This is a genomic window from Psychromonas hadalis ATCC BAA-638 (genome assembly GCF_000420245.1).
GTDB lineage: Bacteria > Pseudomonadota > Gammaproteobacteria > Enterobacterales > Psychromonadaceae > Psychromonas > Psychromonas hadalis.
This window is the reverse complement of record NZ_ATUO01000006.1, coordinates 14230-38635: the sequence shown is the minus strand read 5'-3', so window position 1 is coordinate 38635 and position 24406 is coordinate 14230. Positions and strand designations below refer to the sequence as shown.

At 38.6% G+C, this 24406-nt stretch carries 21 protein-coding genes; 8 read left to right on the top strand and 13 right to left on the bottom strand.

Annotation, left to right across the window (positions count from 1 at the left end):
- Positions 1 to 86: 86 nt before the first annotated feature.
- From G322_RS0101595 to rnt, 3 genes are all read right to left on the bottom strand, one after another.
- Complete coding sequence (locus tag G322_RS0101595) at positions 87 to 1094, bottom strand: hypothetical protein (protein ID WP_022940061.1); 1008 nt, start codon at positions 1092 to 1094, stop codon at positions 87 to 89.
- 259 nt (positions 1095 to 1353) lie between these two features.
- The gene (locus G322_RS0101585) at positions 1354 to 3039 is read right to left on the bottom strand and encodes an AMP-binding protein (protein WP_022940059.1); all 1686 of its coding nucleotides are present in this window, start codon (positions 3037 to 3039) and stop codon (positions 1354 to 1356) included.
- 32 nt (positions 3040 to 3071) lie between these two features.
- Positions 3072 to 3686, bottom strand: coding sequence for a ribonuclease T (gene rnt / locus G322_RS0101580; protein WP_022940058.1), 615 nt, complete (start codon positions 3684 to 3686; stop codon positions 3072 to 3074).
- A gap of 137 nt (positions 3687 to 3823) precedes the next feature.
- On the opposite strand from rnt, the gene G322_RS0101575 reads away from it, so the two are divergent.
- Both G322_RS0101575 and G322_RS19670 read left to right on the top strand, forming a co-directional pair.
- Positions 3824 to 4693, top strand: coding sequence for a flagellar protein MotY (locus tag G322_RS0101575; protein ID WP_022940057.1), 870 nt, complete (start codon positions 3824 to 3826; stop codon positions 4691 to 4693).
- A 28-nt stretch (positions 4694 to 4721) separates the two neighbouring features.
- Positions 4722 to 5096: a DUF2799 domain-containing protein gene (locus G322_RS19670; RefSeq protein ID WP_022940056.1), complete on the top strand. Its 375-nt coding sequence runs from the start codon at positions 4722 to 4724 to the stop codon at positions 5094 to 5096.
- Positions 5097 to 5318: 222 nt separating this feature from the next.
- On the opposite strand, the gene G322_RS0101565 is transcribed toward G322_RS19670, so the two are convergent.
- Both G322_RS0101565 and G322_RS0101560 read right to left on the bottom strand, forming a co-directional pair.
- Positions 5319 to 5654, bottom strand: a complete 336-nt coding sequence (locus G322_RS0101565) for a YajD family HNH nuclease (RefSeq protein ID WP_022940055.1) — start codon at positions 5652 to 5654, stop codon at positions 5319 to 5321.
- Positions 5655 to 6137: 483 nt separating this feature from the next.
- Complete coding sequence (locus tag G322_RS0101560) at positions 6138 to 6620, bottom strand: hypothetical protein (protein WP_022940054.1); 483 nt, start codon at positions 6618 to 6620, stop codon at positions 6138 to 6140.
- Between the two features lie 256 nt (positions 6621 to 6876).
- Between G322_RS0101560 and G322_RS0101555 the strand changes: the two genes are divergently transcribed.
- Complete coding sequence (locus tag G322_RS0101555; RefSeq protein WP_022940053.1) at positions 6877 to 7536, top strand: DUF2913 family protein; 660 nt, start codon at positions 6877 to 6879, stop codon at positions 7534 to 7536.
- Positions 7537 to 7543: 7 nt separating this feature from the next.
- The gene (locus tag G322_RS0101550; protein ID WP_022940052.1) at positions 7544 to 8938 is read left to right on the top strand and encodes a hypothetical protein; all 1395 of its coding nucleotides are present in this window, start codon (positions 7544 to 7546) and stop codon (positions 8936 to 8938) included.
- Here the strand turns inward: G322_RS0101550 and G322_RS0101545 are convergent.
- Genes G322_RS0101545 through G322_RS0101535 form a run of 3 tightly spaced genes read right to left on the bottom strand, consistent with a single transcriptional unit; the run spans position 8935 to position 12356 of the window.
- Positions 8935 to 9474 (bottom strand): NUDIX hydrolase, encoded by a 540-nt coding sequence (locus G322_RS0101545; protein WP_022940051.1) that lies wholly within the window; start codon positions 9472 to 9474, stop codon positions 8935 to 8937. The two genes, G322_RS0101550 and G322_RS0101545, sit on opposite strands and share 4 nt — an antisense overlap.
- A gap of 31 nt (positions 9475 to 9505) precedes the next feature.
- Positions 9506 to 10186 carry a tRNA (adenine(22)-N(1))-methyltransferase TrmK gene (locus G322_RS0101540; RefSeq protein ID WP_022940050.1) on the bottom strand — a complete coding sequence of 227 codons (681 nt, stop codon included), beginning with the start codon at positions 10184 to 10186 and terminating at the stop codon, positions 9506 to 9508.
- Positions 10179 to 12356, bottom strand: a complete 2178-nt coding sequence (locus G322_RS0101535) for a Tex family protein (RefSeq protein ID WP_022940049.1) — start codon at positions 12354 to 12356, stop codon at positions 10179 to 10181. Before G322_RS0101535 ends, G322_RS0101540 begins: the two co-directional genes overlap by 8 nt.
- 48 nt (positions 12357 to 12404) lie before the next feature.
- On the opposite strand from G322_RS0101535, the gene G322_RS0101530 reads away from it, so the two are divergent.
- Both G322_RS0101530 and G322_RS0101525 read left to right on the top strand, forming a co-directional pair.
- Entirely contained in the window at positions 12405 to 13379 is a 975-nt protein-coding gene (locus G322_RS0101530) for a Gfo/Idh/MocA family protein (RefSeq protein WP_022940048.1), read from the top strand.
- Between the two features lie 90 nt (positions 13380 to 13469).
- Positions 13470 to 14864 carry a DUF3943 domain-containing protein gene (locus G322_RS0101525; RefSeq protein WP_022940047.1) on the top strand — a complete coding sequence of 465 codons (1395 nt, stop codon included), beginning with the start codon at positions 13470 to 13472 and terminating at the stop codon, positions 14862 to 14864.
- 97 nt (positions 14865 to 14961) lie between these two features.
- Here G322_RS0101525 and G322_RS21600 read toward each other — a convergent pair whose 3' ends face one another.
- Positions 14962 to 15426, bottom strand: a complete 465-nt coding sequence (locus tag G322_RS21600; protein WP_211217119.1) for a maltose acetyltransferase domain-containing protein — start codon at positions 15424 to 15426, stop codon at positions 14962 to 14964.
- A gap of 186 nt (positions 15427 to 15612) precedes the next feature.
- Positions 15613 to 16572, bottom strand: a complete 960-nt coding sequence (locus G322_RS19660; RefSeq protein WP_022940046.1) for a S49 family peptidase — start codon at positions 16570 to 16572, stop codon at positions 15613 to 15615.
- Positions 16573 to 16645: 73 nt separating this feature from the next.
- Here G322_RS19660 and G322_RS19655 point away from each other — a divergent pair, with 73 nt between their 5' ends.
- Complete coding sequence (locus G322_RS19655) at positions 16646 to 17503, top strand: tetratricopeptide repeat protein (RefSeq protein ID WP_022940045.1); 858 nt, start codon at positions 16646 to 16648, stop codon at positions 17501 to 17503.
- A gap of 58 nt (positions 17504 to 17561) precedes the next feature.
- Here G322_RS19655 and arcB read toward each other — a convergent pair whose 3' ends face one another.
- Positions 17562 to 19820, bottom strand: a complete 2259-nt coding sequence (gene arcB, locus G322_RS0101505; RefSeq protein ID WP_022940044.1) for an aerobic respiration two-component sensor histidine kinase ArcB — start codon at positions 19818 to 19820, stop codon at positions 17562 to 17564.
- 250 nt (positions 19821 to 20070) lie between these two features.
- On the opposite strand from arcB, the gene folE2 reads away from it, so the two are divergent.
- The gene (folE2, locus tag G322_RS0101500) at positions 20071 to 20991 is read left to right on the top strand and encodes a GTP cyclohydrolase FolE2 (protein WP_022940043.1); all 921 of its coding nucleotides are present in this window, start codon (positions 20071 to 20073) and stop codon (positions 20989 to 20991) included.
- Between the two features lie 42 nt (positions 20992 to 21033).
- Here folE2 and G322_RS0101495 read toward each other — a convergent pair whose 3' ends face one another.
- Together G322_RS0101495 and G322_RS0101490 are read right to left on the bottom strand one after the other, a co-directional pair.
- A complete protein-coding gene (locus G322_RS0101495) occupies positions 21034 to 23565 on the bottom strand; it encodes a transporter substrate-binding domain-containing diguanylate cyclase (RefSeq protein ID WP_022940042.1) in 2532 nt (843 codons plus the stop codon).
- Between the two features lie 172 nt (positions 23566 to 23737).
- Complete coding sequence (locus tag G322_RS0101490) at positions 23738 to 24406, bottom strand: hypothetical protein (protein ID WP_022940041.1); 669 nt, start codon at positions 24404 to 24406, stop codon at positions 23738 to 23740.

Below are 24406 nucleotides of genomic sequence, written 5' to 3'. Positions count from 1 at the left end.
GAGAGCCCTCTTTTAGAGGGCTATATTAAATGATCGCCAAGATAAAGTTTACTTTTTAATTGTTGCTAATTAGTAACCAATAGCCCCTAAAAAACCACCTCAACATCACCTTTATTGATCTGATATTCAAACTGTAATACACCATCAATCTGAGTAAAAACTAAATCAGCTCCGCCCTGTTTAACATGACTTACTGTGAGTGTGACAATCGCCATCGCAGTTAACTCTCTGTCTACATTGGTACAGTTGTCCGTTTTTGTTACCGTTCCCTGAACGGAAAATAATCGGCTCTTTTCTGTTTGAGACGTTTCTACTAAACTGCAATATTCACGTGCGAAACGATAGTTTACTATCTCACTGGCATCGGCCACCCAGACTAAATGTTCATCAGAGGCTTTTTTGAGTTTATCTAAAAAATTCAGGTATTCTGATTTTGCAATGGAGACGTAGGATTCATCGGCAACACCATGAAAATATTGCAGGCCAAATCCTTCTCGTTCGATAGTATCGTTTAAGAATGCAGCTAAACGCCTATTTTTACCCAGCTTCCAATACGGGCTCCATTTATGAAAAATTTCCACTTTTAGTTTGTAACTATTGTGAAAGTTTTTACTATTAACGCCTACATTTCCAACCCATACCCCATTGTTTTCCACGGGTGCACGCATTGCAATTAATTCAGGATGGTCACGCACATATTGATAACTTTCATCACTACCAATATCGTAGGGCATTGCCATTAATGTTGGGGTATAACCTGTTTTATCCTTTATTCTTTTATTGGCATCTGTAATATCACGCTTGTTATCCCAAATAACCTTAAAATCACTCTTTTCCCAAGAGGGTTTAAAAGCAGGCGTGTGGTGCATAGAATAATGATACCGGGTAAAACCAGCCTCCACATGTGAGCGTGCTTTTCCCCATAACGCCCCCCAACAGGTTTTTGCAATTACCCCAAATGAAGCCGTTAAATCACGCGCTAAAAGAGCAAGCACCACAATTTCATCAATGCTACCTTGTGTACCAGCACAATAATCATCATGTTGCAGTGCATAGGCTGATTGTTTATTGTATTTCCACGTGGCGTTAGTCATGCTAATTCTGCGGGGAGTAGTGCACTCGCGTAAACAGCATGACTTGTTAAAATAAGCGCGGTGATGAGTGTTTTTTGAAAAAGGGGCATCATTTCAATCCTTGATAAATAAGGGCTAAATTGCTCCCCCCAAAAAAATTAAAACAATGATAATGGCTTTATAAATAGAAAAATATCATCGTAATCGATGATGTTTTTTAAATAGAGACTTTCCATTAAATGACAGCAGTTAGCAAATCGAGAACGCTCTGCTTTAGGTTTTAGATATGCAGATAACGCTTTATTTTTTTGGTGGGTGTTTTCATAAAAGGCTCTGTTTGTTCAAATACGGTCGCTATTTTTGAATAGTTTGCGAGTAATGTATTTGCTTCCTTTTTTATCTGCTCTAGCATCTCTACAATCTCAGTGTGCAGTACAGAATCACTGGTTTTATTGATATTATGTGTTTCATCAAACAGATCATAATCGATGTATATCTTAGCAACCACTTTACTGTCTAGCTCATAAACTAATGAGTCCACGACCAACGCATGTTGATTTATCACAGACTCAACCGCCTCAGGATAAATATTCTCACCACTTGCACCAATGATTACATTTTTACTGCGTCCATTAATACTCAAGACCCCGTTTTCATCCATGCAACCAAGGTCGCCGGTATTAAACCAGCCATCTTTATCTAAGACCTCTTCTGTGCGCTCTTTATCTTTGTAATATCCCATCATCACATTTGGGCCTCGCACATGTAGCTCAGCATCTTTATTTTCTTGACCATGTTGTACAAAACGATGCTCCACCCATTTCGCTAACACGCCCGTCGTACCCACCGCGGTTTCACCCGGTATTGCCCCGGCAATAATAGGCGCAGTTTCTGTTAATCCATAACCAATCGCGTAGGGGAAGTTAGCCTCCTGTAAGAACTGCTCCACAAAGGGAGATAATTTTGCGCCACCAATACCAAAAAACCGCATCTCACCACCAAAGCTTTCCATCAGTTTTTTACCCGCCATTTTGTGTAATTTTTTACGTACAAAAGGCACATGGTTATACAGGTATTTAATCAGTCTGTTTTTATTAAAACTGGCTTGTACTTTAGATTTATAAATTTTTTCAATCACTAAAGGCACACTTAACATACACGTTGGTTTCACCTGTAACATCGCTTTTAAAATAATTTTAGGCGCGGGTATTTTATTAATGTAATAGATAGACGCTCCACTAGAAAAAGGCACTAAAAAACCCACAGAGCATTCAAAAGCATGCGCCAGCGGTAATATCGATAAGAAGCGATCATTTTCATTAATGGGTGTTAAACCTTGTGCTTGCTGCACCTGAGCAACGAGGTTTTGATGCGATAACATTACCCCTTTAGACTGCCCTGTTGTTCCCGATGTATAGATAATGGCAGCCAGATCTTTTTCATCGATAACAAGCGTATCAGCCACAATCTCTTTTTTGGTCAATTTGGCTTTTATTTGTGCAAATTTATCACTCAGAGCATCAGGACTAGTTGAAAAATCCTCTAACGCTTGTAATGTTTCTAATGAGAAAACAAACTGCAATGATGAAGTAAAATCATCTTCTGCCAATTTATTATTAATCTTATCAGAAACAAAAATCACTTTTGCTTCTGAGTGTTTCACAATATGGTGGATCTCATTGCTGTGGAAATCAGGTAAAATCGGCACCACCACAGCGCCCATACTAGTAATTGCAAGATAAACGATGCCCCAATGTGGCATATTTTCACTGCAAATCGACACTTTATCACCTTGCTTAATACCAGCAACAGCGAGCAACTGTTGTATCTGCTGTAATTTTTGTAATGCTTGCGCATACGTTATCTCGTCACCACCCACATTTGCCAAAAACACACGATCTGAAAATCGAGAAAATGTTTGGGTGGAGAGATCTAATAATGTCTGACTTGTATTAATTGATGACATAGTGTTCCTACTAACTAAAAAAATATAAAAATTTAAACAGGCCAACCGCCGAGTGATTTTAATTTATTCACCATATAAAAAAACAGCTCAGCAGTCACCTCAGTGTCATACAGCGCAGAGTGCGCTTCTTTATTATCATAGCGGATATTTGCTTGTGCGCACGCTTTTGCTAACACGGTTTGCCCTAAAATAAGTCCCGCCATGCTGGCAGTATCAAAACTTGCAAAGGGATGAAAAGGAACACGTTTTAAATGACAGCGCTTAGTGGCTTGATTAATAAAGCCTTGATCAAAAGTGGCATTATGCGCCACGATAATTGAACGATTACAGCCATTTAATTTTTGATGTTTACGTACTAGTTTAAAGATAGCCGTTAACGCATCACGTTCATCAACCGCACCACGTAGAGGGTTAAATGGGTCGATACCTGTAAACTCAAGTGCTTTAGGATCTAAATTTGCGCCTTCAAAGGGCTGCACATGAAAATGAATTTTTTCAGCACAATAAAGATAACCCTGCTCGTCCATTGCAGGTAAAATGGCAGCTATCTCTAATATTGCGTCTGTTTGTGCTGTTAACCCAGACGTCTCAATATCAATAACAACGGGGTAGTAACCACGAAAACGTTTGGCTAATAAGTTTTCCATAAAATACTCAGGATCAAAAATGAGGAAGGATTATGCCAGATAATGTCTCAAACAGGTTAAATTAAACTAAAGAAACTAATAACAGTGCCGATAGTTTATTAGATAGCTTAATTATAGAGCCAAATGGATGAGAAATTATGAAAATACAGACGATGGTAATACTACTGTTATGTATCAATAGTGTGGTGGCTGAAAATAAAAGTTACAACGCCAACATAGAAAACTCATTGTGGTATATTTCTAGCTCAACCCCTATTCAATGCACCCTTGAGCACCCAATTCCACGTTATGGACAAGCGTACTTTGAAGTAAAAGCGAGTAAAAATGTCAACTTAGATTTTATTTTGCACAGTAAAAAAGTGCTACCTAAAATGCGTTTAGTCACCCTTAAATCAGTACCTCCACACTGGAAACCAGGCAGTGAAGCTTACACACTGGGTAAAGTAAAATTTCACCAGCAGTTTGATGGTTATGTAACACGCCAAAAAGCATGGCGTATGTTAAGTGAGCTTGAAGATGGTAAATACCCTACGTTTTATTACCAAGATTGGTATAACAACGACCAGATAACCAGCGTTGGCCTCTCCTCGATCAACTTTTTAAAAAGTTACGATGAGTTTAATAACTGTATTGATCAACTTTTGCCCTATAACTTTGATGATATCGCTTACAGTATTCTTAAATATAATAAAAATGGCACGAAGCTAACCTCTTTCTCTAAGAAACGTTTAAAAATGATCGGCGATTATATTAAACATGATGAGAATATCAGTGTCATTTTGGTGTCAGGTTACTCAGATAGTTACGGCGCTAAATATCGAAATTTACAACTTTCTGAGCAACGAGCAACCTCAGTAAAAAATTACCTAGCGCAACTTGGGTTAGACGATGATAAAATTCAAGTGAGAGGTTACGGCGAAAAGCATCATGTAGCCGACAATAGGAATGTTTTAGGAAGAATGCAAAATCGCCGTGTAGTGATCTCCATTGAAAGAGAGGATATTTAGGCTCATACTTCATATAAAAAGAGGTTATATGCAACGATTTATAATAACGGCCAGTTTATCACTCGCTCTATTTTCTTGTACCTCTACAACTGTACAAAATGAGATAAAAACAGGCAACTGGTTTGCGGTGGGTGAATATGATGCGGGGAATGGTTTTATTGAAAAATCAGAAAAAAACCTACAAAAAATGAGTGCCAGATTCTCTGAAAAGAAGGTTAATTATGGTGCTTATCTTGCTGGATATGAACAAGCACTGCTTTTCTACTGTGAACCTAAAAATGCTTATATTTTAGGTGCAAAAGGCCTGACTTACAGAAATATTTGTGATCGCTACCCGCGAGGGTGGGCCTTTTATCAGGATTGGATCAGTGGCCGACAATCACGTGCAGCTTCGATGTTTTAAGCGCGAATAAAAGCGATAAAAAAGGAGCAAATGTCCTTTACTCATTGTCTCTGTTAAATGATACCAATCCGCCTAAGTAACTGATCGTTTTTACTGGTTTAAATGACTAATATCTGCGTTGCATTCAATCGCAATAGCCGGCTATTACTCAATCATGCGCCTTGACCTTAGTCATTTACCCTGCGTAAAACCTGATCATTATATTAAGCGGAATGGTATGAGTTATTTTTTCATTTTACTCATCAAATCAGCAAACGGATTATAGGTGGCATTGTCTGTTTTCAGGTCATCTCCCGCTTCAACACTGCTTCCATATAAATCAGCCTGAGTGTACTTATCATGCTCATGATCGTGACAATAAATACACAGCATTTCCCAGTTACTGCCATCCGCAGGGTTATGACTGTGATCGTGATCCACATGATGTACAGTGAGCTCTTTTAGATTAGAGTAAACAAATTCACGCGTACATTTTCCACATACCCACGGGAATAATTTAAGCGCTTTATCGCGGTAATCATTTTCTAAACTTTTATAATTAGTAGGGATATAAGCCATATTTATTCTTCACTTTTAAGGATTTTCCTTAGTTTAACGCGATCAGGGTACAGGGTATATACCCGTTACCATCCAAAATGAAAAATTCAGCAAGCTGTGAGGTGAACAGATTCTAGGCAGAAAGTTGAAGGTCTAACTGGTTCAATCGATACTTTCTAACGAATTGCTAAATGCAGGCATTTAATCAATGTCGATAGAGGATTAACGTCTTTTTGTTAATCTCTCGAAAGACAACGAAGATGTTTGCCTCAAAGCTTGCCCTACGGGTCGCTAGCTCGCCTCTTGTGTAACCATGGCAATTCAGCGTTGCAACATTCGAGAAGGGCTAGCCATTAAAGAATGAAAGTCTTTTATTTCATTCTACCGATAGAGGGTTAATGTCTTTTTTATTAATCGCTCGTAAGAGCATCATGTTACGCCTCGCCTTGGTATCCGAGCTAGTGACTGAATAAAGCATTTTGGATGGTAACGGGTATGCTTGATTTAAAAACGAAAACCGTGTACGCCTAACATGGCACCAAAAATCGTTATCAAACTCACACTCAATAAAACGATATGCATAATATGCAGACGTTTAAATGTTTTTTTACTGTCGATTAATGCCATTTTTCTAAACCATGCATGCAAAAACCACGGTTCAAATACAAATAATACCAGTGTAAAAATGAGCCATACCCCCACCATCATGTGCATCCACCAAAATTCCGCCTGTAAAAAACGCCCCCATATCTGCATCAAGTCGATCAGGTAAAGCCCGGTTAAAAAAGTGATCACCGTGGTAATACGCGCTTGAATAGCAAACTTTCCTTCTAACTTTTCAAACAATGCTAAGCGATCATGAATATCAGGGATTTGCTTTAAAGAGGGAATTAAAATAGTGGTCACAAACGCCACACCACCAATCCATAAAACCACCGCTAATACATGTAATGCACGCGCAATGGTGTAACCCGTTAATGTATCCATACTTTTCCTCTAATGTAATTGCTATAAAGCCAATATCCTAGCATTTAAGTCAACTATTATTCATTGATCTTATTACTGATACAGCTAATATTCTTGTATACTGTTGCTTATCTTTATACTCATACCAATTCCATTAATTAACTGGTCATATCGTACTGCTTTAGCTGCGCCAATAGTAAAGGCGAGACTAAAGTCTCACGTCCCAAAAGATCACATATTTATTGGGTTTGGTATCAATTTTAAAAACAGGTCTTTTATGGTTCTTTTTTCGCAACAAATTTATACATTAATCTCAACCGCATTAACAGAATTAGAAGCATCTCAAGCCTCGGGGCGCACACCGAAAAACCCACTTAATGAAGCGCACTATTTTGGAGCTTGGGTCACCACGGCGATGAAACAGAAACGCTTTGATACCATTGTTCTGCCGACACTTAAAGCATGGCAGAGCAAAGCGCGTAGCCTTGGCAAAGGAGCACAACTTAAAGAGCAGTTTATCTATCTACAGCAGTGTTACAACCAAGTATTAGATGAGAATAAACAGGTACAAGCCGTCAACCTTACAAAACTACAAGCGCTTATTGCACAGCTTGAAAATGAACAGTGGATGGTCAATACCGATTTAGTGGTGGGCAATAAATTAAACCGCCACAGTGGGGGTGCTTCATCATTGATTATTTGTGAAACACAAATGCACGACTGTTTTGATGAGCAAGGTACATTAATCAAACCTCTTTCACTTTACCTGCGTGGTGATTTATCAGAGTTAGTTAACTGTGCTTTTGAGCAAAACTTACTACTTCATAAAATGACCGATTACAAATCTAAAGTAAAATATCACGGTGAGTTTATTATCTACCCAAATAATGATGGGGATAAACTTCCCGAGTTTCCAATTAAGCCAGAAGCCGAGTAATCAACAGATGCCAATAATTAAACAACAAAGTTCAATTTTAACTGAGCAAGAGTTGCAACTGTTGGCATCTGACTCAACCAGTAAAGTAAGCAATGCTTTTACTCTTTATAGCTATCAATACCAAGTAGAGTTACCTCACTGTCAATTACGACTCTCATACACGCTTGAACAACTCATTTTGATGCTCAGTGCTAGCCCACGTGGTGTTGCCGTCATTTTACCCAATAGCATTGAGTCTGAGCCAACATTAGATAAGCTTATTAACCTGTTAAATCAACGCTCAGATATTCGTGTATTTTGGTTAGGTCAGTTGCCGAGTATGGAGACTAATTTAACGGTTTTTATTCACTGTCGCGATGAAACAGACCTCAAAAATAATATTACTTACTGGCAAAATTATCGGACACGAACGTTTAACCACTGGTTAAAGCAATATCGTGTTGCATTTATCATTGAAAATGAGCAGAAAAAAAAACAGCACCATACTGATTTCATCAATATTGGTTTAGGAAATATTGACTACTTTACAGCACAATCGGCACTGACTGATATCAAGAATAAACAACTACTGATCATCGATATTAATACTATTGAGTTGCCCCTTATTGATATTTTAAAACGTTTAGCAAACGACGACCAATTCCCTATTGTTATTATTTATGGCCAATTACCCGCGAATGTTTGCCGTGCGACTTATACGTTAATTGAAAATAATGGTTTTCCTATTTTTGCAAGTCTCACCTCTGTGCCCGACAAAGCATATTGGAGGAAAATTTTTTCATCTCTCTTTTCTAAAGTATATTTAAAACATTGGGTCAATGAAGAAACCATTAAAACAGGTGCATATAAACTATTTAACTTACAAACCGACTCTGTTATTAGCTATTTTTGTCTGTATGGTATGACTAAAAAACAGATTGCAGCACTCATTAAAGTACCTAACATGCGTCATATTATCAATGCTCGTAGTTTACAAGATTGGTTTCCTGATGGTATAAAACGTGATATTCGTGAGCAGTTGGCAAGAGATCTAAATTGTGAACTCCACCATGTTGATATCTGTATTGAGTACCCAGAAGAGATACAACGTACCTCGCTCTTCTTTTCTGCCATGGTAATGGCACGCTTAGCAAACAGGAAAATTTACTGGTTAATTGAAAATGAAAATAACCTACTCAGCGATATTCTTAAAAACTTCCCGGTCTCAGATGTTATTTTGTCAGAACAGTTAAGCCATCAACTACTCGCTGATCCCTCTGACACATTATTAACCTTTATTGAACAGGCGCAAACAGAGCAGGTAAATATTGTTGCCACGTTACAGCAAAATCGGAGCACACTCGAAGCACTGTCGTTATACGGTATTGAGACCGTGCTTAACAAACAGAGTTACGTAGATTAAAGAGTTGAATGAACACGCTGAGGGAGTAACTCTTTTTCAATCAGTTTCAGTAAAAACAATTCACGCTCAACAGACATCCCTTTTTTATCACTTTGACGAATGGTTTTTTCATTGTGTTTTATCGCATCAATTATCGGCAACCACACAACTTTCATGCCATTTTTTATCTCGTAATCTTCAAACTTGGTAACGCCTAACTGCTCATCAATCTCACAACTAAAGCAGTATGACTGCATCTTCATGATATCAAAATTATCTTTGTACCAAGGACGAAACTCTTCGTACAAGCCAAACTCTTTGATATTACGAATATTTTTAGCGCCCGTCTCTTCAAGCAGTTCGCGTTTAAAACCTTCAATAAGATCTTCACCGGCATCAACACCCCCACCCGGCAGTGTATAATCGTCATAACGCGCGGTATATAAAAGTAGAATTTCATCCCCTTTTAAGACAATTGCGCGGGTAGCAAGTCGCTCAAAAGTACTCTGTTCAAGTGAGCTGATCTCTGGGTGAAGGGTGGATCTTAATAAGCGCATAATAAGGCAACTTCGCTAGAAAAAAAGGCGATTATACAGGTGGCGTCAAATCTTGATAGGCTTTAATCATTTCACTGACATCACTATTAGGGTTCTTAGTGAGCCGTTGGTAGTGACTTATCGTTTGTTGCAGGTAAGTTTGATGTTGTACGTTGCTAAAGTCCCACATTTTATCTCCAACCCGCGAGATAGGTAAGCCACTACCCGGCTTAATATGGATCACTTCATAAAATCGACCATTTTCTGCAACGATGCACTCATCAATCAGGCCACAACCTTTTTCATTTAAAAAATGGCGCAGTTGATAGTGATGGTGAACGGGAGACAAAATAAACTCAACATTTAACGCTTTGGTCAAGGGAAGCAATGTTGTTAATAACTTAACTAATAACAGCCCGCCAATACCTGCAATAATAATAAGTTGTTTTTCATTTTTATACGGCTGAAGGGGTAATAATGCGACATCAAGACAATGAACATGCCAATGATGTTCACCCTGATAAAAGCGTTTCAGTTTAGTTTCAATTTCAATGAGCAATGGTGAGACAATATCCACAAAATGGATATGTTTTGCTTTGCTCTTTCCAAGCAGTTGCAACCCCAACAAACCATGATCACAACAGCAATCCCATATATGATCATAATCATCACCAACCAACGCTGCAATCACGCTTAATCGTTTACCTAATTTTACTTTTTTAAGCTCACTCACCGTGCATGCTCTTTTTCATGCTCAAAGCAATACGTTTTCTGTTGATATCAACATCAACGACACTGACCGAAACAATCTGCCCCGCTTTAACTATTTGGGTGGGATCAGCAACAAATTTATCCGCAAGCTGTGAGATATGCACTAAACCATCTTGATGCACACCGATATCCACAAACGCGCCAAAGTTAGTCACATTAGAGATAACCCCTTGTAACTTCATGCCCACTTCTAAATCGGTAATTTTATTAATACCTTCGGCGTAGCTCACGGTTTTAAACTCAGGGCGCGGATCACGGCTTGGTTTAAGTAACTCCTCTTTAATGGCCTGTATCGATAACAAACCAAATTGTTTGTCCACCAGCTCACTATTTTCTAACTGTTCAAGCAAGGGGGTATGCGTTAATAGATGGCTTAGTGAGACACCTAACTGTTTGGCCATCTTATTGATAAGATAATAACTTTCAGGGTGAACGGCACTATTGTCCAGTGGGTTTTTAGCCTCTGTTATACGTAAAAAACCGGCACTTTGCTCAAATGCTTTAGCACCTAATCGAGGTACTTTTTTCAGATCACTGCGCGAATGAAACAAGCCATTTTTTTCACGATAATCAACAATATTTTGTGCGATAGTATTGTTTAATCCAGCAATAAACGTGAGCAACGCAACCGAAGCACTATTAAGATCAATACCCACTACATTCACACAATCTTCCACCACGGCTTGCAGACGTTTACTGAGTTCAATTTGGTTAACATCATGCTGATAAAGACCGACCCCCATTGCTTTGGCATCTATTTTAACCAGCTCAGCAAGGGGATCTTGTAAACGTCTTGCAATCGATATCGCGCCTCGAATAGAGACATCTAAATCAGGAAATTCATGACTTGCCAGTTCAGATGCTGAGTAAACAGAAGCACCCGCTTCACTGACAATCAAGGTTTTAATATCCGCATTAATTTCACTTAAACACGCATTAACAAATGCTTCACTTTCACGAGAAGCAGTGCCATTACCAATGGCGATAAGATCCACATTATACTGCTTTAACAGTGAGACCACTTGCTGCTTTGCACCATCCCAATTTTTTTGTGGCGCATGTGGGTAGAGTGTTTCACAGCTGAGGTATCGTCCTGTTTTATCAATGATGGCAACTTTACAACCACTTTTAAAACCCGGATCTAAGCCAAGCACCACTTTACGCCCCGCAGGTGCGCTCATTAACAGATCTTTTAAATTAGTGGCAAACAAGTCAATCGCATTGGTATAGGCTTTCTCTTTTAACGTGCTGATAATTTGCGTTTCTAGCATGGGTAATAGTTTCGATTTCCACGCTTTTTTTATCACTTCAACGCGCCAATTTGTGCTTGATAAGCCTTTTAATGAAAAACCTAAGTGGGTGGCTATCATTACTTCGCCATAAGCGGTTTTAATACTTTTATCTTGACCAGGATCAGCATCTAATTTCAGACGTAAAAAGCCTTCATTTTTACCGCGTAAAATAGCCAATAAACGATGTGGTAAGATACGTTTCACGGGCTCGCTATAATCAAAATAATCTTTAAATTTAAGTGCTTCTTGCTGTTTTTCTTTGACCACCTTCACATTGAAATTAGCCTTGTTAATGAGCTGTTTTTTCAGTTTATCAACTAAGTTTATATCAACAGAAAACCGCTCAATGATGATCTGTGAAGCGCCAATTAAGACAGTTTCCACCGTAGAAAAGGTCGCACAAATAGACTGCTTGGCTAAACGGTTTTTATCACTTTCAGGCTGAAACCATAATTTATCAGCAAGGGGCTCAAGCCCTGCATCAATCGCAACTTGGGCTTTATTAATACGTTTACTTTTATAAGGAAGATACAACTGCTCTAACCCCGTTTTACTGCGACTCTCTATTATCTGTTTATTTAATTGCACTGTTAGCTTGCCTGACTCGGTGAGTGCCTTTAAAATAGCTTTACGACGAACTTCCAGCTCACGTAGGTAGTTTAAACGCGTTTCTAATAAGCGCAGTTGTTTATCATCAAGCCCTTTAGTTTGCTCTTTACGATAACGCGCAATAAAGGGGACAGTATTTCCGTCATCATAAAGTTTGCTAAAAGCATCAACCTGATCTTCTGAGATTGATAACGCGACACTAAGTTGTCTATTTATTGCTGGAGCATTCATGAGTTACACTATATCCTTTTTTATTTAGCAAAAACTTGAGAGGTTTAAATGATCAACTTTGCCGTTATTGGAACAAACTGGATAACCGAAAAATTTGTTAATGCGACACGCTTTGAAAATGAACTTTCATTGTGCGCAGTTTACTCCCGCACACAACAAAGCGCACAACTTTTTGCTGATAAATTTTCAGTCACTGATTGTTACGATGACCTGCAGGTACTCAGCCAAGCGGATGAGGTTGAAGCCGTTTATATCGCCAGCCCCAACTCATTGCATTTTGAGCAATCACTGATGATGCTCAAAGCAGGCAAACATGTCATTTGTGAAAAACCACTCGCTTCTAACGCCAAACAGGTTGAACTGCTTTTTCAGACAGCGATAGACAATAACGTTATTCTTTTTGAAGCCTATATGACCGCGCATCTACCCAATTTCAAACAGATTAAAGATAACTTGTCGAAACTGGGTAAATTGCGTAAAGCCAATATTCACTATTGCCAATACTCTTCACGTTATCCCGCCTATCTAGCAGGAAAAAAACCTAACACCTTTAATCCCGCATTTTCTAATGGTTCAATCATGGATATTGGTTATTACTGCATCGCTTTTACCGTTGCCCTGTTTGGCAAACCTACGCACATTCAAGCCAGTGCTTATCTACTTGAGTCTGGTGTTGATGGGTGTGGCACAGCAATACTCAATTATGGTGATTTTTCTGTGACCATCGATCACTCAAAAATAAGTAACTCACAGCTTGATAATGAGATTCAGGGGGAAAATGGCAGTCTCTTAATCAAACATGTTGCCTTGTGTGAAAAAGTCCATTTATTGAATCCAAATCTTACTGATTTAACACAACCACAAATTGAAAATAGCATGTGTTACGAAGCAGAATTTTTTGCTCTGCAAATAACAGAGAAAAAAATCAATAGTGAAACAATGTTACGCTCAAAAATAACCGCTTCAGTGATCACAGAGATAAGACGTCTAACGGGCGTTAAATTCCCTGAAGATGAGCAATAAAAACACAAATATAGATTAAATCTTTGAACTAGATCGCTTTTTGCTGTAAATTTGCGCGCCTAAGTTTCATTTATATCACTTGGTGCATACGTGTCTTCAACATTTTATCAAAAAGCAATTATTGTCATAACGTTCGCTTTTGTTACATCGGTTTCAGCGAATAGTACCATTGAATCTCCTGACCTCAGCGAAAATAGTATTGAAATCTACCAAATCAAAGCTACTAACTCCTCTTGGGAGGAGAAAGAGATAGATCCCTCTTTTTATGAAGACCCGTACCAGATCTCTCTTTTTAACGCTAAAAATGGTGAAGACTCCGATAGGTTACTGTCACAAACATACTCTATTTTTGGTCTAGGTGTCGGCGTAATTGCTGTATTAGCAGTGATGCCGGAAGAGATAACCAACTGGGAAAAAAATGATTTAAACTTGGCAAATAAGTGGATAGAAAATGTTTCAGCGGGCCCTGTATGGGACAGGGATGATGTCTTTTTGAACTATATCATGCACCCCTATTTTGGTGGCGTTTTTTACCAATCTGCACGAAAATCTGGGTATCGTCAGTGGGATGCATTTATCTACTCCACCATGATGTCTACTTTTTTCTGGGAATATGGTATTGAAGCGTTTGCCGAAGTCCCTTCTCTACAAGACTTAGTCGTTACACCAGTACTTGGTTGGGCATACGGTGAATGGGCTTATACCACTGAACAAGATATTTGGATCCATGGAGGCACGGTTTTAGGCTCTGAATATTTAGGTAATACGGCACTGTTCTTGTTAGATCCCGTTGATTCCCTCGGACGTAATTTAAATCACCTATTTGGTAAAGATATTATTAAAGCAGGAACGGGTTATTTTACCTTTAATCAAGTCCCACTTGCTTATGGTAATGAAACTGAAAACCAGATTGGTTTAAAAGTCAGTTATATCTTTGGTGACGACGGTAGTCTTGCACTGCCTGGTATCAGTGCTAAACGTGTTGTTCACTCTCGTTATAAAAGTCGTACAGATGATCCCATTGATACAGGCATTATCGGACTTTCCTCAGGGGTAACTTGGGTTGATGTAGACAGTAAATGGGGTAAAAAAAGTGCGTTAGGTTATCAATGGTCACTTGGGCTCTATTTTACACGTAGTTTTTCAACACGCCTAAATTATACCCGTGCCACACTTGATAACGCACAGGGTGGTGATAGTAGTATTTATGAAAACTACGGTATTGATGGTCAATATTACTTTAATAGCGAAAATGATTGGCGACCTTTTATCACCGCAGGTTTAGGCGAGATGATGAGTGATGAAGAGTACAGCAAAAAACGTTTTCAGGTCAATGCAGGATTAGGGTTGCACTACAAAATTAATAATAACTGGGCGATTCAGACAGATTGGCGACACTATTACAGCACCCGTGAAGAAACCCATGGAAATCACATCAGTAGTTCAATCATCTACCGATTTGGTAAGGGTGAGTGGTCACTTTAACTTTAATTACCCATAGCAGGTTCCCACCATTCGGCGAGTTGTGCTTCTGAGGGCATCTCGCTATGCTCTATTTTTTAAATTACACGGCAAGGGCTACCTAGCGCAATGACGTCACTCGGGATATCTTTAGTGACAATACTGCCCCACTTCTATTACCGATGGTTACCCCACCTAGCACCACACAACCTGCGCCTAACCAAACACTATCACCAATCGTAACAGGCTCGACACATGCGTAGGGTTTGACACGCTCAGCCAAATCAACAGGATAAGAAACGGTACTTATCAGTACATTGGGGGCAATTAATACATACTCCCCAATAGTGACCTTGGCAATGTCTAAACTTTTTACATCACAATTAATAAAGCCTCCCTCTCCAAAATAGATATTTTCGCCCATATCACAATAAAAAGGTGGCTCAATATGAGTGTTTTTAACGTCCCCAAACAGAGATTTCAAAATAGCTTTACGTTTTTCTCCCTCACTAGGGCGAGAGAAATTAAAGTCATAGAGTTTCTCTTTACACACTAACTGTTTATTGATTAATGCTCTATCGATCAATAACTAAACAGAAAAATAAGATACTTTGTTGCTCATTTCAACGCCTTGATTCTATTAAATAGATTAACTGTCATTTGATATTAAAAATAATTTACCACAAAGGTACGAAGAAACAATCCAACGCTATTTTTCTTCGTACCTTCTGTGTAGCGTTAGCGACTTCGTGGTTATATTAAGGCTTATACCTTAATTTAACCTGAGGTTACTTGTTTGAGTTGCAAGTTGATTTGCAATACCACTGCCAATTGAGATCCCCAACTTTTCGATAATCTCAGAAAATGCAGAGGGTTTAACCGAGTAGTTAACAATCTCTTCGGCGCCAATAATTTCACGCGCAACAAAACCGGGACTGCCCAAGCCATCAATCAAACCTAAAGTAAGTGCTTGCTCACCGTTCCAAATAAGCCCTGAATAAAGTTTTCCTTTTTTCTCAGCCTCTTTGATACGATCGCCACGCCCCTCTTGAACCACTTTAATAAACTGCTGATGCGTGACATCCAATACTTGCTGCCAAAACTCGGCTTCATCCTCTTTTTCAGGAGAAAAGGGGTCTAGAAAGGCTTTGTGCTCTCCTGATGTAAAATGACGACGTTTAACACCCACTTTTTCCATCAAATCAACAAAACCAAAACTCGATGCGGTAACACCAATTGAGCCCACTAAACTGGCTTTATCTGCATAAATTTCATCAGCGCCCACCGCCATATAATAACCACCCGAAGCACCTAGCTCTGCAATCACTGCATACAGTTTTTTATCAGGATACAAAGTGCGCAAGCGTTTTATCTCATCATAAACATAGCCCGACTGCACAGGACTACCACCGGGACTATTGATAACTAACATCACCGCTTTACTGTGTTCATTCTTAAACGCGGCACGTAACCCCGTTACGATACTGTTCGCGTTAGCCTCTTGATCTGCTGCAATCACGCCATTTACCTGTACCATTGCAGTGTGTGATTGCTCTGCTTTTGTATCACTATTAGGCGCTTTATCTAAAATCAGTAATAGCGTAACAAAGAGATAGGTGAAGGTTAAACCTTTAAATAAAATCCCCCAACGACGTGCTTTTTTTTGCTCTGCAAAGGTCTCTTTAATTATTCCTTTCACCCATTGATCTTCTGCTTTATTATTTTCGCTCATTGTTTTATCCTGATCTATAATTTTATCGTTATTAAATTACCACATAAGCTCTACAAAACAAGGGAAAATCATTGTGCGAAAGTTACTATTTTTACTCAGTTTATGCTTAATGCCAACACTGCTTTTAGCAGTCGAAAATCCAAAGTTAGAGACCAACGGAGGTGCAGAGAGAGGGTTATATGAAAAACCTTTAGTGGAACGTTATGTGCTTGATGAACTGAAATCATTACGCCACGACTTTCAAGATTTAGAGCGACGTTTAATCATTGAGATCACTGACAGAGAGTTATCAGTAGCTGATAGAGCGCTCGGTTACGCATCAAATACCGTTACCTATTTTTTCTATATTATTGCAGGTGTTGCCTCACTGCTTGCAATGATTGGTTGGCAATCACTGCGTGAAATTCGTGATAACACTAAAAAAACAGCGAATCTGCAGATTAAACGTATCTCAGAACAATACGAGAAGCAGTTTCAAACATTAGAGCAAGACTTACGACGTAAAACACGACGTATTGCAGACAACCATATTGAGATTGAAAAGATCAATGAGATACACAATTTATGGTTACGTGCGCAAAAATCCCCCACCCCCGAACAAAAAATTGAGGTTTATGATCAAATTTTAAAAGTGCGTCCGGGTGATTTAGAAGCGCTCACGTCTAAAGCGGATACGGTCATGGAGATGCGCGAATTTCACTGGGCGCTGAGTATCTGTAATCGTGTCTTAGAAGTTGATGATAGTAACGAAAATGCACTTTATCAGCGCGCGTGTGCTTATGCCTGTTTAGGGGTGGAAGAACAAGCAATTTCAGATTTAACCCGCGCCATTGCAGGCCGTATTGCACTTAAAGAGTTAGCCGCTGATGAAGCAGATTTTGAAAACTTAAAAGGCAATGAAAAGTTTGAAAACCTGATTGCAGGAGAATAGATTTAAATTGTTCACAGGAAGTGTTGCTACACAAGGCAACACTCCTCAAAAAAACATCTTATCTGCCCTGCTTTACCACCCATCTTTTAAGTTCAATAACATCACTTTCATAATGAGACTTTATTAACTCAACCCAATCATCAATATTATCCCACCATGCAGGCAGTTCGGGTGATTGCATTTTTTGTGCAAGTTGCTGAATACGTTTTAGCCCCACCGAGCCTGCAGCCCCTTTGATTTTATGTGCCTCACTGACAATGCCCTTTTTATCTTTGGCCACCATATTTGATTCCAATATTTGCATATAATCAGGCATCAGTTTGCTGAACAATGCAATGTTCTCTAACATGACCGAAGTGGGTAAAAAATCTAATAACTCCAGTAACATAGCATCATCAAAAAGCGTTGTCTGTAATTTATTTTTTGCACAATTCGCTTTAATAGCGGTCACTTTCTCAGAGGACGATTGCTTGGTAAAAAAGTGTTTAATCATGGTATTAAACGAGTCCACAGTGAGTGGTTTACCCAACGCGTCATCCATCCCTTTTTTAATAAAACTCGCTTTATCTGAAAAAGCATTAGCCGTTAACGCCACAATAGGGGGAAGTTGTTTATGTCGCTCACGCAATAAGCGCGTTATCTGATAACCATCCATATCAGGCAGTTGAATATCCATTAAAATTAACTGATATTGATGATCGGCTACTTTTTGTAACGCTTGCTCAGCATTTACAGCAACATCAATTCGATGGCCTAATTTCTCTAATAATGCTTTGGCAACCAGCACATTTAACTCGATATCTTCCACCAGTAAAACAGAAAGCGCGGGTAATCTTATCTGTTCAGCAAGCTTATTAACGGTTTTATTCGGGCAATCAACAGGTAGGCAAAGTTTAAATAAACTACCTTTACCCTCTTCACTGCTGACGGTTATTTTTCCGCCCATGGCATCAACAATCTGTTTGGAAACCGCAAGCCCGATACCAGTCCCTGTGGCATGACGATTGCCTTTTACTTGGTAATACATGGCAAATATTTTTTCTAGTTGATCCGCTGGAATACCAATGCCTGAATCTTGTACTTCAAAACAGAGCAGAGTCTGATTCGCATCTCCACGTTCACAAAAACAGCGAATCTTCACCTCTCCCTGATCGGTAAATTTAACGGCATTAGTAATAAGGTTCCACAGCACTTGACGTAAACGTGTATCGTCGGCCTCAATATAATTAGGCAGTACCCCCTGTTGTTCAAAACTGAGCGTTAATTTTTTTTGCTCCGTTTGAATAAAAGCAAGGCTTTCCAAGTCACTCATAAAATCAAACATATCAATATGGTTGCTCACTAAATTAAGACGACGACGATCCAACTTATCAAGATCCACAATATCATTAAAAATATTACCCAAAGTAACGGCACTCATATGGATCGTTTTCAAGTGTTTAGTTTGTTCAAAGGTCAACGGTTCATCAAGCAGCATACGACTTAAACCCACAATACCATTAAGGGGAGTACGTAGCTCATGACTAATAGTCGAGATAAAAGTGGTTTTATCTCGACTGGCTTTCTCTAACGATTCTTGATGTTTTTTACGCTCGGTAATATCACGACCAAAACCGATAATACCCACACACTCTTTTTGCGCGTTATAAAGCGGTAAAGCACGGACTTCAAAATAAGCTTGGCGACCATTCGGGTAATGTAACCAATGTTCATGGATCTGCTCTTGCTCTGTCTGCTGTGCTTTTTGATCGCGCGTGACCACCTCTTGTGCATACTTTTTAGGGAAAATATCAAAGGGGGTAAGACCAATTAGTTCTGATTCACTGCGCCCCGTGACCAATTCCATTGCTTTGTTACAGCTAACAAAAGCGCCTTTTAGATCGCGGTGAAAAAACAGATCTGGCGAGGTATTTAAAAAAGAGTGCAGTAAAATAGTGTGCTCCTCTAAGAGCATCTGGCTTTTTTGGCGTTCGATTATTTCTGATTCAAGCTCACGTGTTTTTTGCTGATCTTTGGCAAGTATCTCTTGCAGATGCGCAACCGTATTGTCTAAACGTTGACGTGCTTCTTCAAGGTCCCCCACTACCACGGTTAAAAAATAGACCGCCCAAGGGGTAATTAATAAACCGAGGAAAAATGAACGTGACACATCAATAATATCAAGAGGATCATGAAAATAGTACGCCAAAGACACCTGTAAAACTGAGTCTGCAAAGATAATGGCAAAAGCAAGCTGTAGACTAAAACGAAATGCTCCTAAACGCTTTAAGAGTGATACGTAATAATGTACCCAAGTTTTTAAGTTAAAAATGCTCATGCCAATCTCTATTAAAAATAAAGTCCAATTGTAAGCAATATCGCCCTTAAATTATTCAGGTTATTACACATTTTCTAAATTAATTTTCAGTTATTACCTTAACAGAGCAAGTTAATGGTCAATAAATAAGCGATCAAGTCAATCACTGATAATCCTTTTCATTTGGTGGTTTTTAATTGTGACGAACCCGTTTATAATGCATCGCCTAAATTTACTTATTTTTATACCGTGTTAATGGGAGTTTTTCCTCATGGCAATGCCAGATATCGCAAATAGCGCACAAGTTCAAACTGAAGGTACACTTGATCGTGTTGGAATGAGCAACATTGAACTACCCCTTATGGTACAAACAGATAATTGTGCGCCACAACAAGTTAGCGCAAGTGCTGAACTGTTTGTTAACCTTGGCGACGCAAAAGCTAAAGGGATACATATGTCACGTTTGTATCTGCAACTTGACCAGTTATCAACTGAGTCAGAGTTAACACTACAAACATTAACTACGTTACTTGAAGGTTTTATAGAAAGTCATCACGAGTTAAGCCAACAAGCTTTTGTGAAATTCTCATTTGATTACCACCTACGCCGTAAATCACTGATCAGTGAAAAGCGTGGTTGGAAGGCTTACCCTGTGGTTATCATTGGCCAGTTAATCAATGGACAATTCAACTTTGAATTACAAGTAAATGTTCCCTACTCATCAACTTGCCCTTGCTCAGCAGCGCTGGCACGACAATTGATTCAAGAAGAGTTTGCAAAAAAATATAACCAACAAAATAGCATCGATAAAGAGGAAGTTTTAAATTGGTTAGGCTCTACACAAGGCATTGTGGCAACACCACACAGTCAGCGTAGCGTGGTTGAAGTGAAAGTAAAACTGAATAAAGAGAATCAATCTTTCCCTGTAATTGAGTTGATTGACTTAATTGAAAATACGCTTAAAACACCTGTCCAAGCAGCGGTAAAACGAGAAGATGAACAAGAGTTTGCACGCTTAAATGGTCAAAACCTGATGTTTTGTGAAGATGCAGCACGACAACTACAATATATGCTACACCCACAAACTAAATTTGATGATTTTTGGTTGCGTGTTAACCATTATGAAAGTTTACATGCACATGATGCAGTGTCTATTACCACTAAAGGTATTAAAGACGGCTACCAAGCATAAATAAAAGCTAGAATCTTTCGCGCTTCTAGCTCTCTTTGAAAATTAATCATGCACACTTATTTGATCGCGTCCTGACATTTTTGCATCATATAAAGCAGCATCAGCTTCTGCAATAAGTATTTTCATGGTATTAAGATCACTTGGAAAAAGGCTCGATAAGCCCATACTCATAGTGACATAACGACTCACATCAGAATAGAGATGTTCCACTTTTGTTTGTTTAATCGCTTCATGTAATTTTTCAACCGCTCTAAATACTTTAGTGGCATTGCCCCCTTTGATAATCACCACAAACTCCTCACCACCGTAACGTGCAGTAAAACAGCCCATCTCATTGGCAGTTGCTTGTAATGCAGTAGCGATAATTTTTAAGGCTTCATCGCCCATTTGGTGACCATAATTATCATTGTAAGATTTAAAATAATCAATATCACACATCACCACAGAAAGCATCTCTTGTTCATCACATGCCTCCTGCCATAATTTGGTAAAGTGTGCATCAAAAGAGCATCGATTAGCAATATTAGTGAGTTGATCATTAAGCACCTTCTGCTCAAAATCAGAAGCATCAGAGCTTAATTTTTCCTCTGTTAATTTACGCACTGTAATGTCTCGCGCCATAATAACAATACCTTGCGAGTGACTTTCAGCATCTTTAAACGGCGCTTTATGTACTTCGTACCATGTTTTCTTATCGCCAATAAAGAGTAACTCTTCAAAAATAATAGGCTTACCAGACGCGAGTACTTCTTGATTTTGGCGATCTGCCCAATCTGCTTTATCAGAAGATAAAAACTCACTTTGCAACTTACCAACCATCTCATCAGGATCAGAGTTCATCAATTTTGCAAAAGAGTTATTTGCACCAAGGATACGCCCCTCATGATCTAATAACGCAATCGGATCGTAGCTAGCTGCAAATACTGTGCTTAATAAAACACTCTGTTTAGAGAGCGCTTTTTCTGTTTCTTTACGTTGCAGATTTTCATCTTTTAACTGCTTGGTTAAATTATGCAACGCGGTAATATCACTGTCGATCGATAAAATGGCAAAAATAGTGCCTTTATTGTTGTATAACGGCACTTTGGTAATATTAACCAAACTCAAATTAACGGATTTATTTTGCTGGATCCATTCTTGGGTATTATAGGTTTCCCCCGTCCACACCGTTGCTTCCTGCTGTTTCTGTTTTTTTATTTCAGGAAGAGTCATCATATCGGCAACACTTCGTCCGGTCGCATGTGAAACCGTTGTATTATTGGCTTGGGCCCATGCGGTATTACATCCAATAATCGTGCCTTTAGGAGATTTAAAAGCAATTTGCTCTGGAATAGAGTCAAGTACCTTACGTAATAGCTCTCGTTCCTCAGTCAACTTACGCTCAGCGCTTAACAACGCAGTCACATCTTTAAGATGGCATAACCAAGCAGTTTGACGTTTATAATGGATACGTTTCGCAAAAATCTCGATATCATGAAAAGTATCATTGACCAATAAACGTACCAAGGCATTTTCAATAATGGATTGATGGCTGACTTTATTGATAAAGCGAGATAATAACAGTTGGTTTTCAGCCTCTTCAAAAATAAATTTTTTCTTTTTCTTTTTAAAAGGAAACAGCGATTTTACTTCATCATTAAGATAAAAGATGGCGTTACCATCTAAAGCAAAAATAACAAGGGGATAAGGGGAGGAGTCAAGGACATCTTTAAACTGACGATCTTTTTTACGCTTTGAACGACCAACAAGAATAAAGATAAAAAACAGACCACTTGCTAACAAAACATTACGCGTCATGGTAGCTGAAGCCCCCCACCAGGGCTGATTTTTTTCCACCAATGCGATGCGTAATTTATCATCCAACTGTTTAAACTGTTTTCCCCACTGTAACCATTTAAATAAATTTTCCTGATCGGCGGGTAAAAAAGCAAACAGTTGATTATGACGACCATCAATAGATGTTTTGTTTAATAGCGTGGTTAACAAACTATCTAATAAACCAACACTATCCTCGCCAATATTAAAAAGAATAAGTGCATCAATTTTATCGTTATAAAGATCCAGCAGTAACTCTAATAAACCGGGATACTCTTGGTAGATAATATTTTTTTTATCTCTTAATAAGGGTAATTGATGTGCTTCAGGTAGAAGTCCACCAACAATAATCTCAGTTTGCTTATCCACCAATGCTTTGGAAACTCTATTACTGTGAGAAGACACACTATATAGATCGCTTTTAATCGCTATTAATGGGATTTTACTTAGTTGTTGACTCTCTGAAAATAAAGGCTGTAAACCGCTATAAACAGCAGGGTTATTTTCTAATAAAAGTAAGTGAATATCCTGTTGCAGATAGGGATGAAATTTAACACTAATGCCTGTTTTTAAGGACCAAGCATTCCAAAAATCAACATATAATCCTTGCGCTTGTTTATGTGCATTAAACCCTGAATAAGGTAAATTTTGCTGTAAATAGATGCTAATCCCACTTGGTTTAGTGGATTCATTTAACACTGCAAAAGCAGGAGAAGAGAGCAGAAAAAATAGGATAAAATATGAGAGTCGTGTGAACATTATTATTAATTCCGAAACAAAACTGAGCGCTAATTTTAACGTACTGTTTAACGAAAGGTAATTTTATAATAGACGTTACTTGCGAGTCTTCACACTTTTTTGAAAAAATAAAAAAGGCCACTCAATTTAAGTGGCCTAAAATAATCACTTTTTACTTAAATCTCAATATTATTTAAAAAGCAAAAATCACATCAACCCAAAACTCTTCTTCGGTATTGACGTGAGCGGCAAGCGCAAATGCGGGTGAAAGTTGTACACCCGCATCTAATGAAGCATCCCACTCTCTTACATTATAACCTTTCATCGCATAAGTATAAGTGGGTGTAACACCCACCCAAAACATACGATTAAAGGTGTAACGTGTTGTTGCATCAAATTTTATATAGGTCGTTGTTTTAACATCATCGCCCCACAACATACCTAAATTTAATTTTGGATAAATATTTAATTTATTATTAAGCAGTGGAATTTTTGCAAAAACGCCCAATGACGTATCGTTAAGGTTTTTAATTCCCCAAATATCTCTATCCCATGTACTTTCAACGGTAAAACCAGAGTCTGTACTCGCATTAACCAGCATATAATCTAGGTTGTAATACTCAAGGTCGTTCATCGCTTCAACGGTTATTTTATGTTTATACTGACCATTTAAGTAACCACCATAACTAGCAGAGATATTGACCCCTTCATTGCCAGCGGCAACACTTAAGCTAGAATAAACAGTACGGGGGTCGCTTAAGTCATACCATGTTTCCTCTTTTTGAACCTGTGTATTCACATTAGCAACCAGTGATGCAGAAAAAAGCGTTAACAATGTAACCGCACATTTTTTTAAAATCAT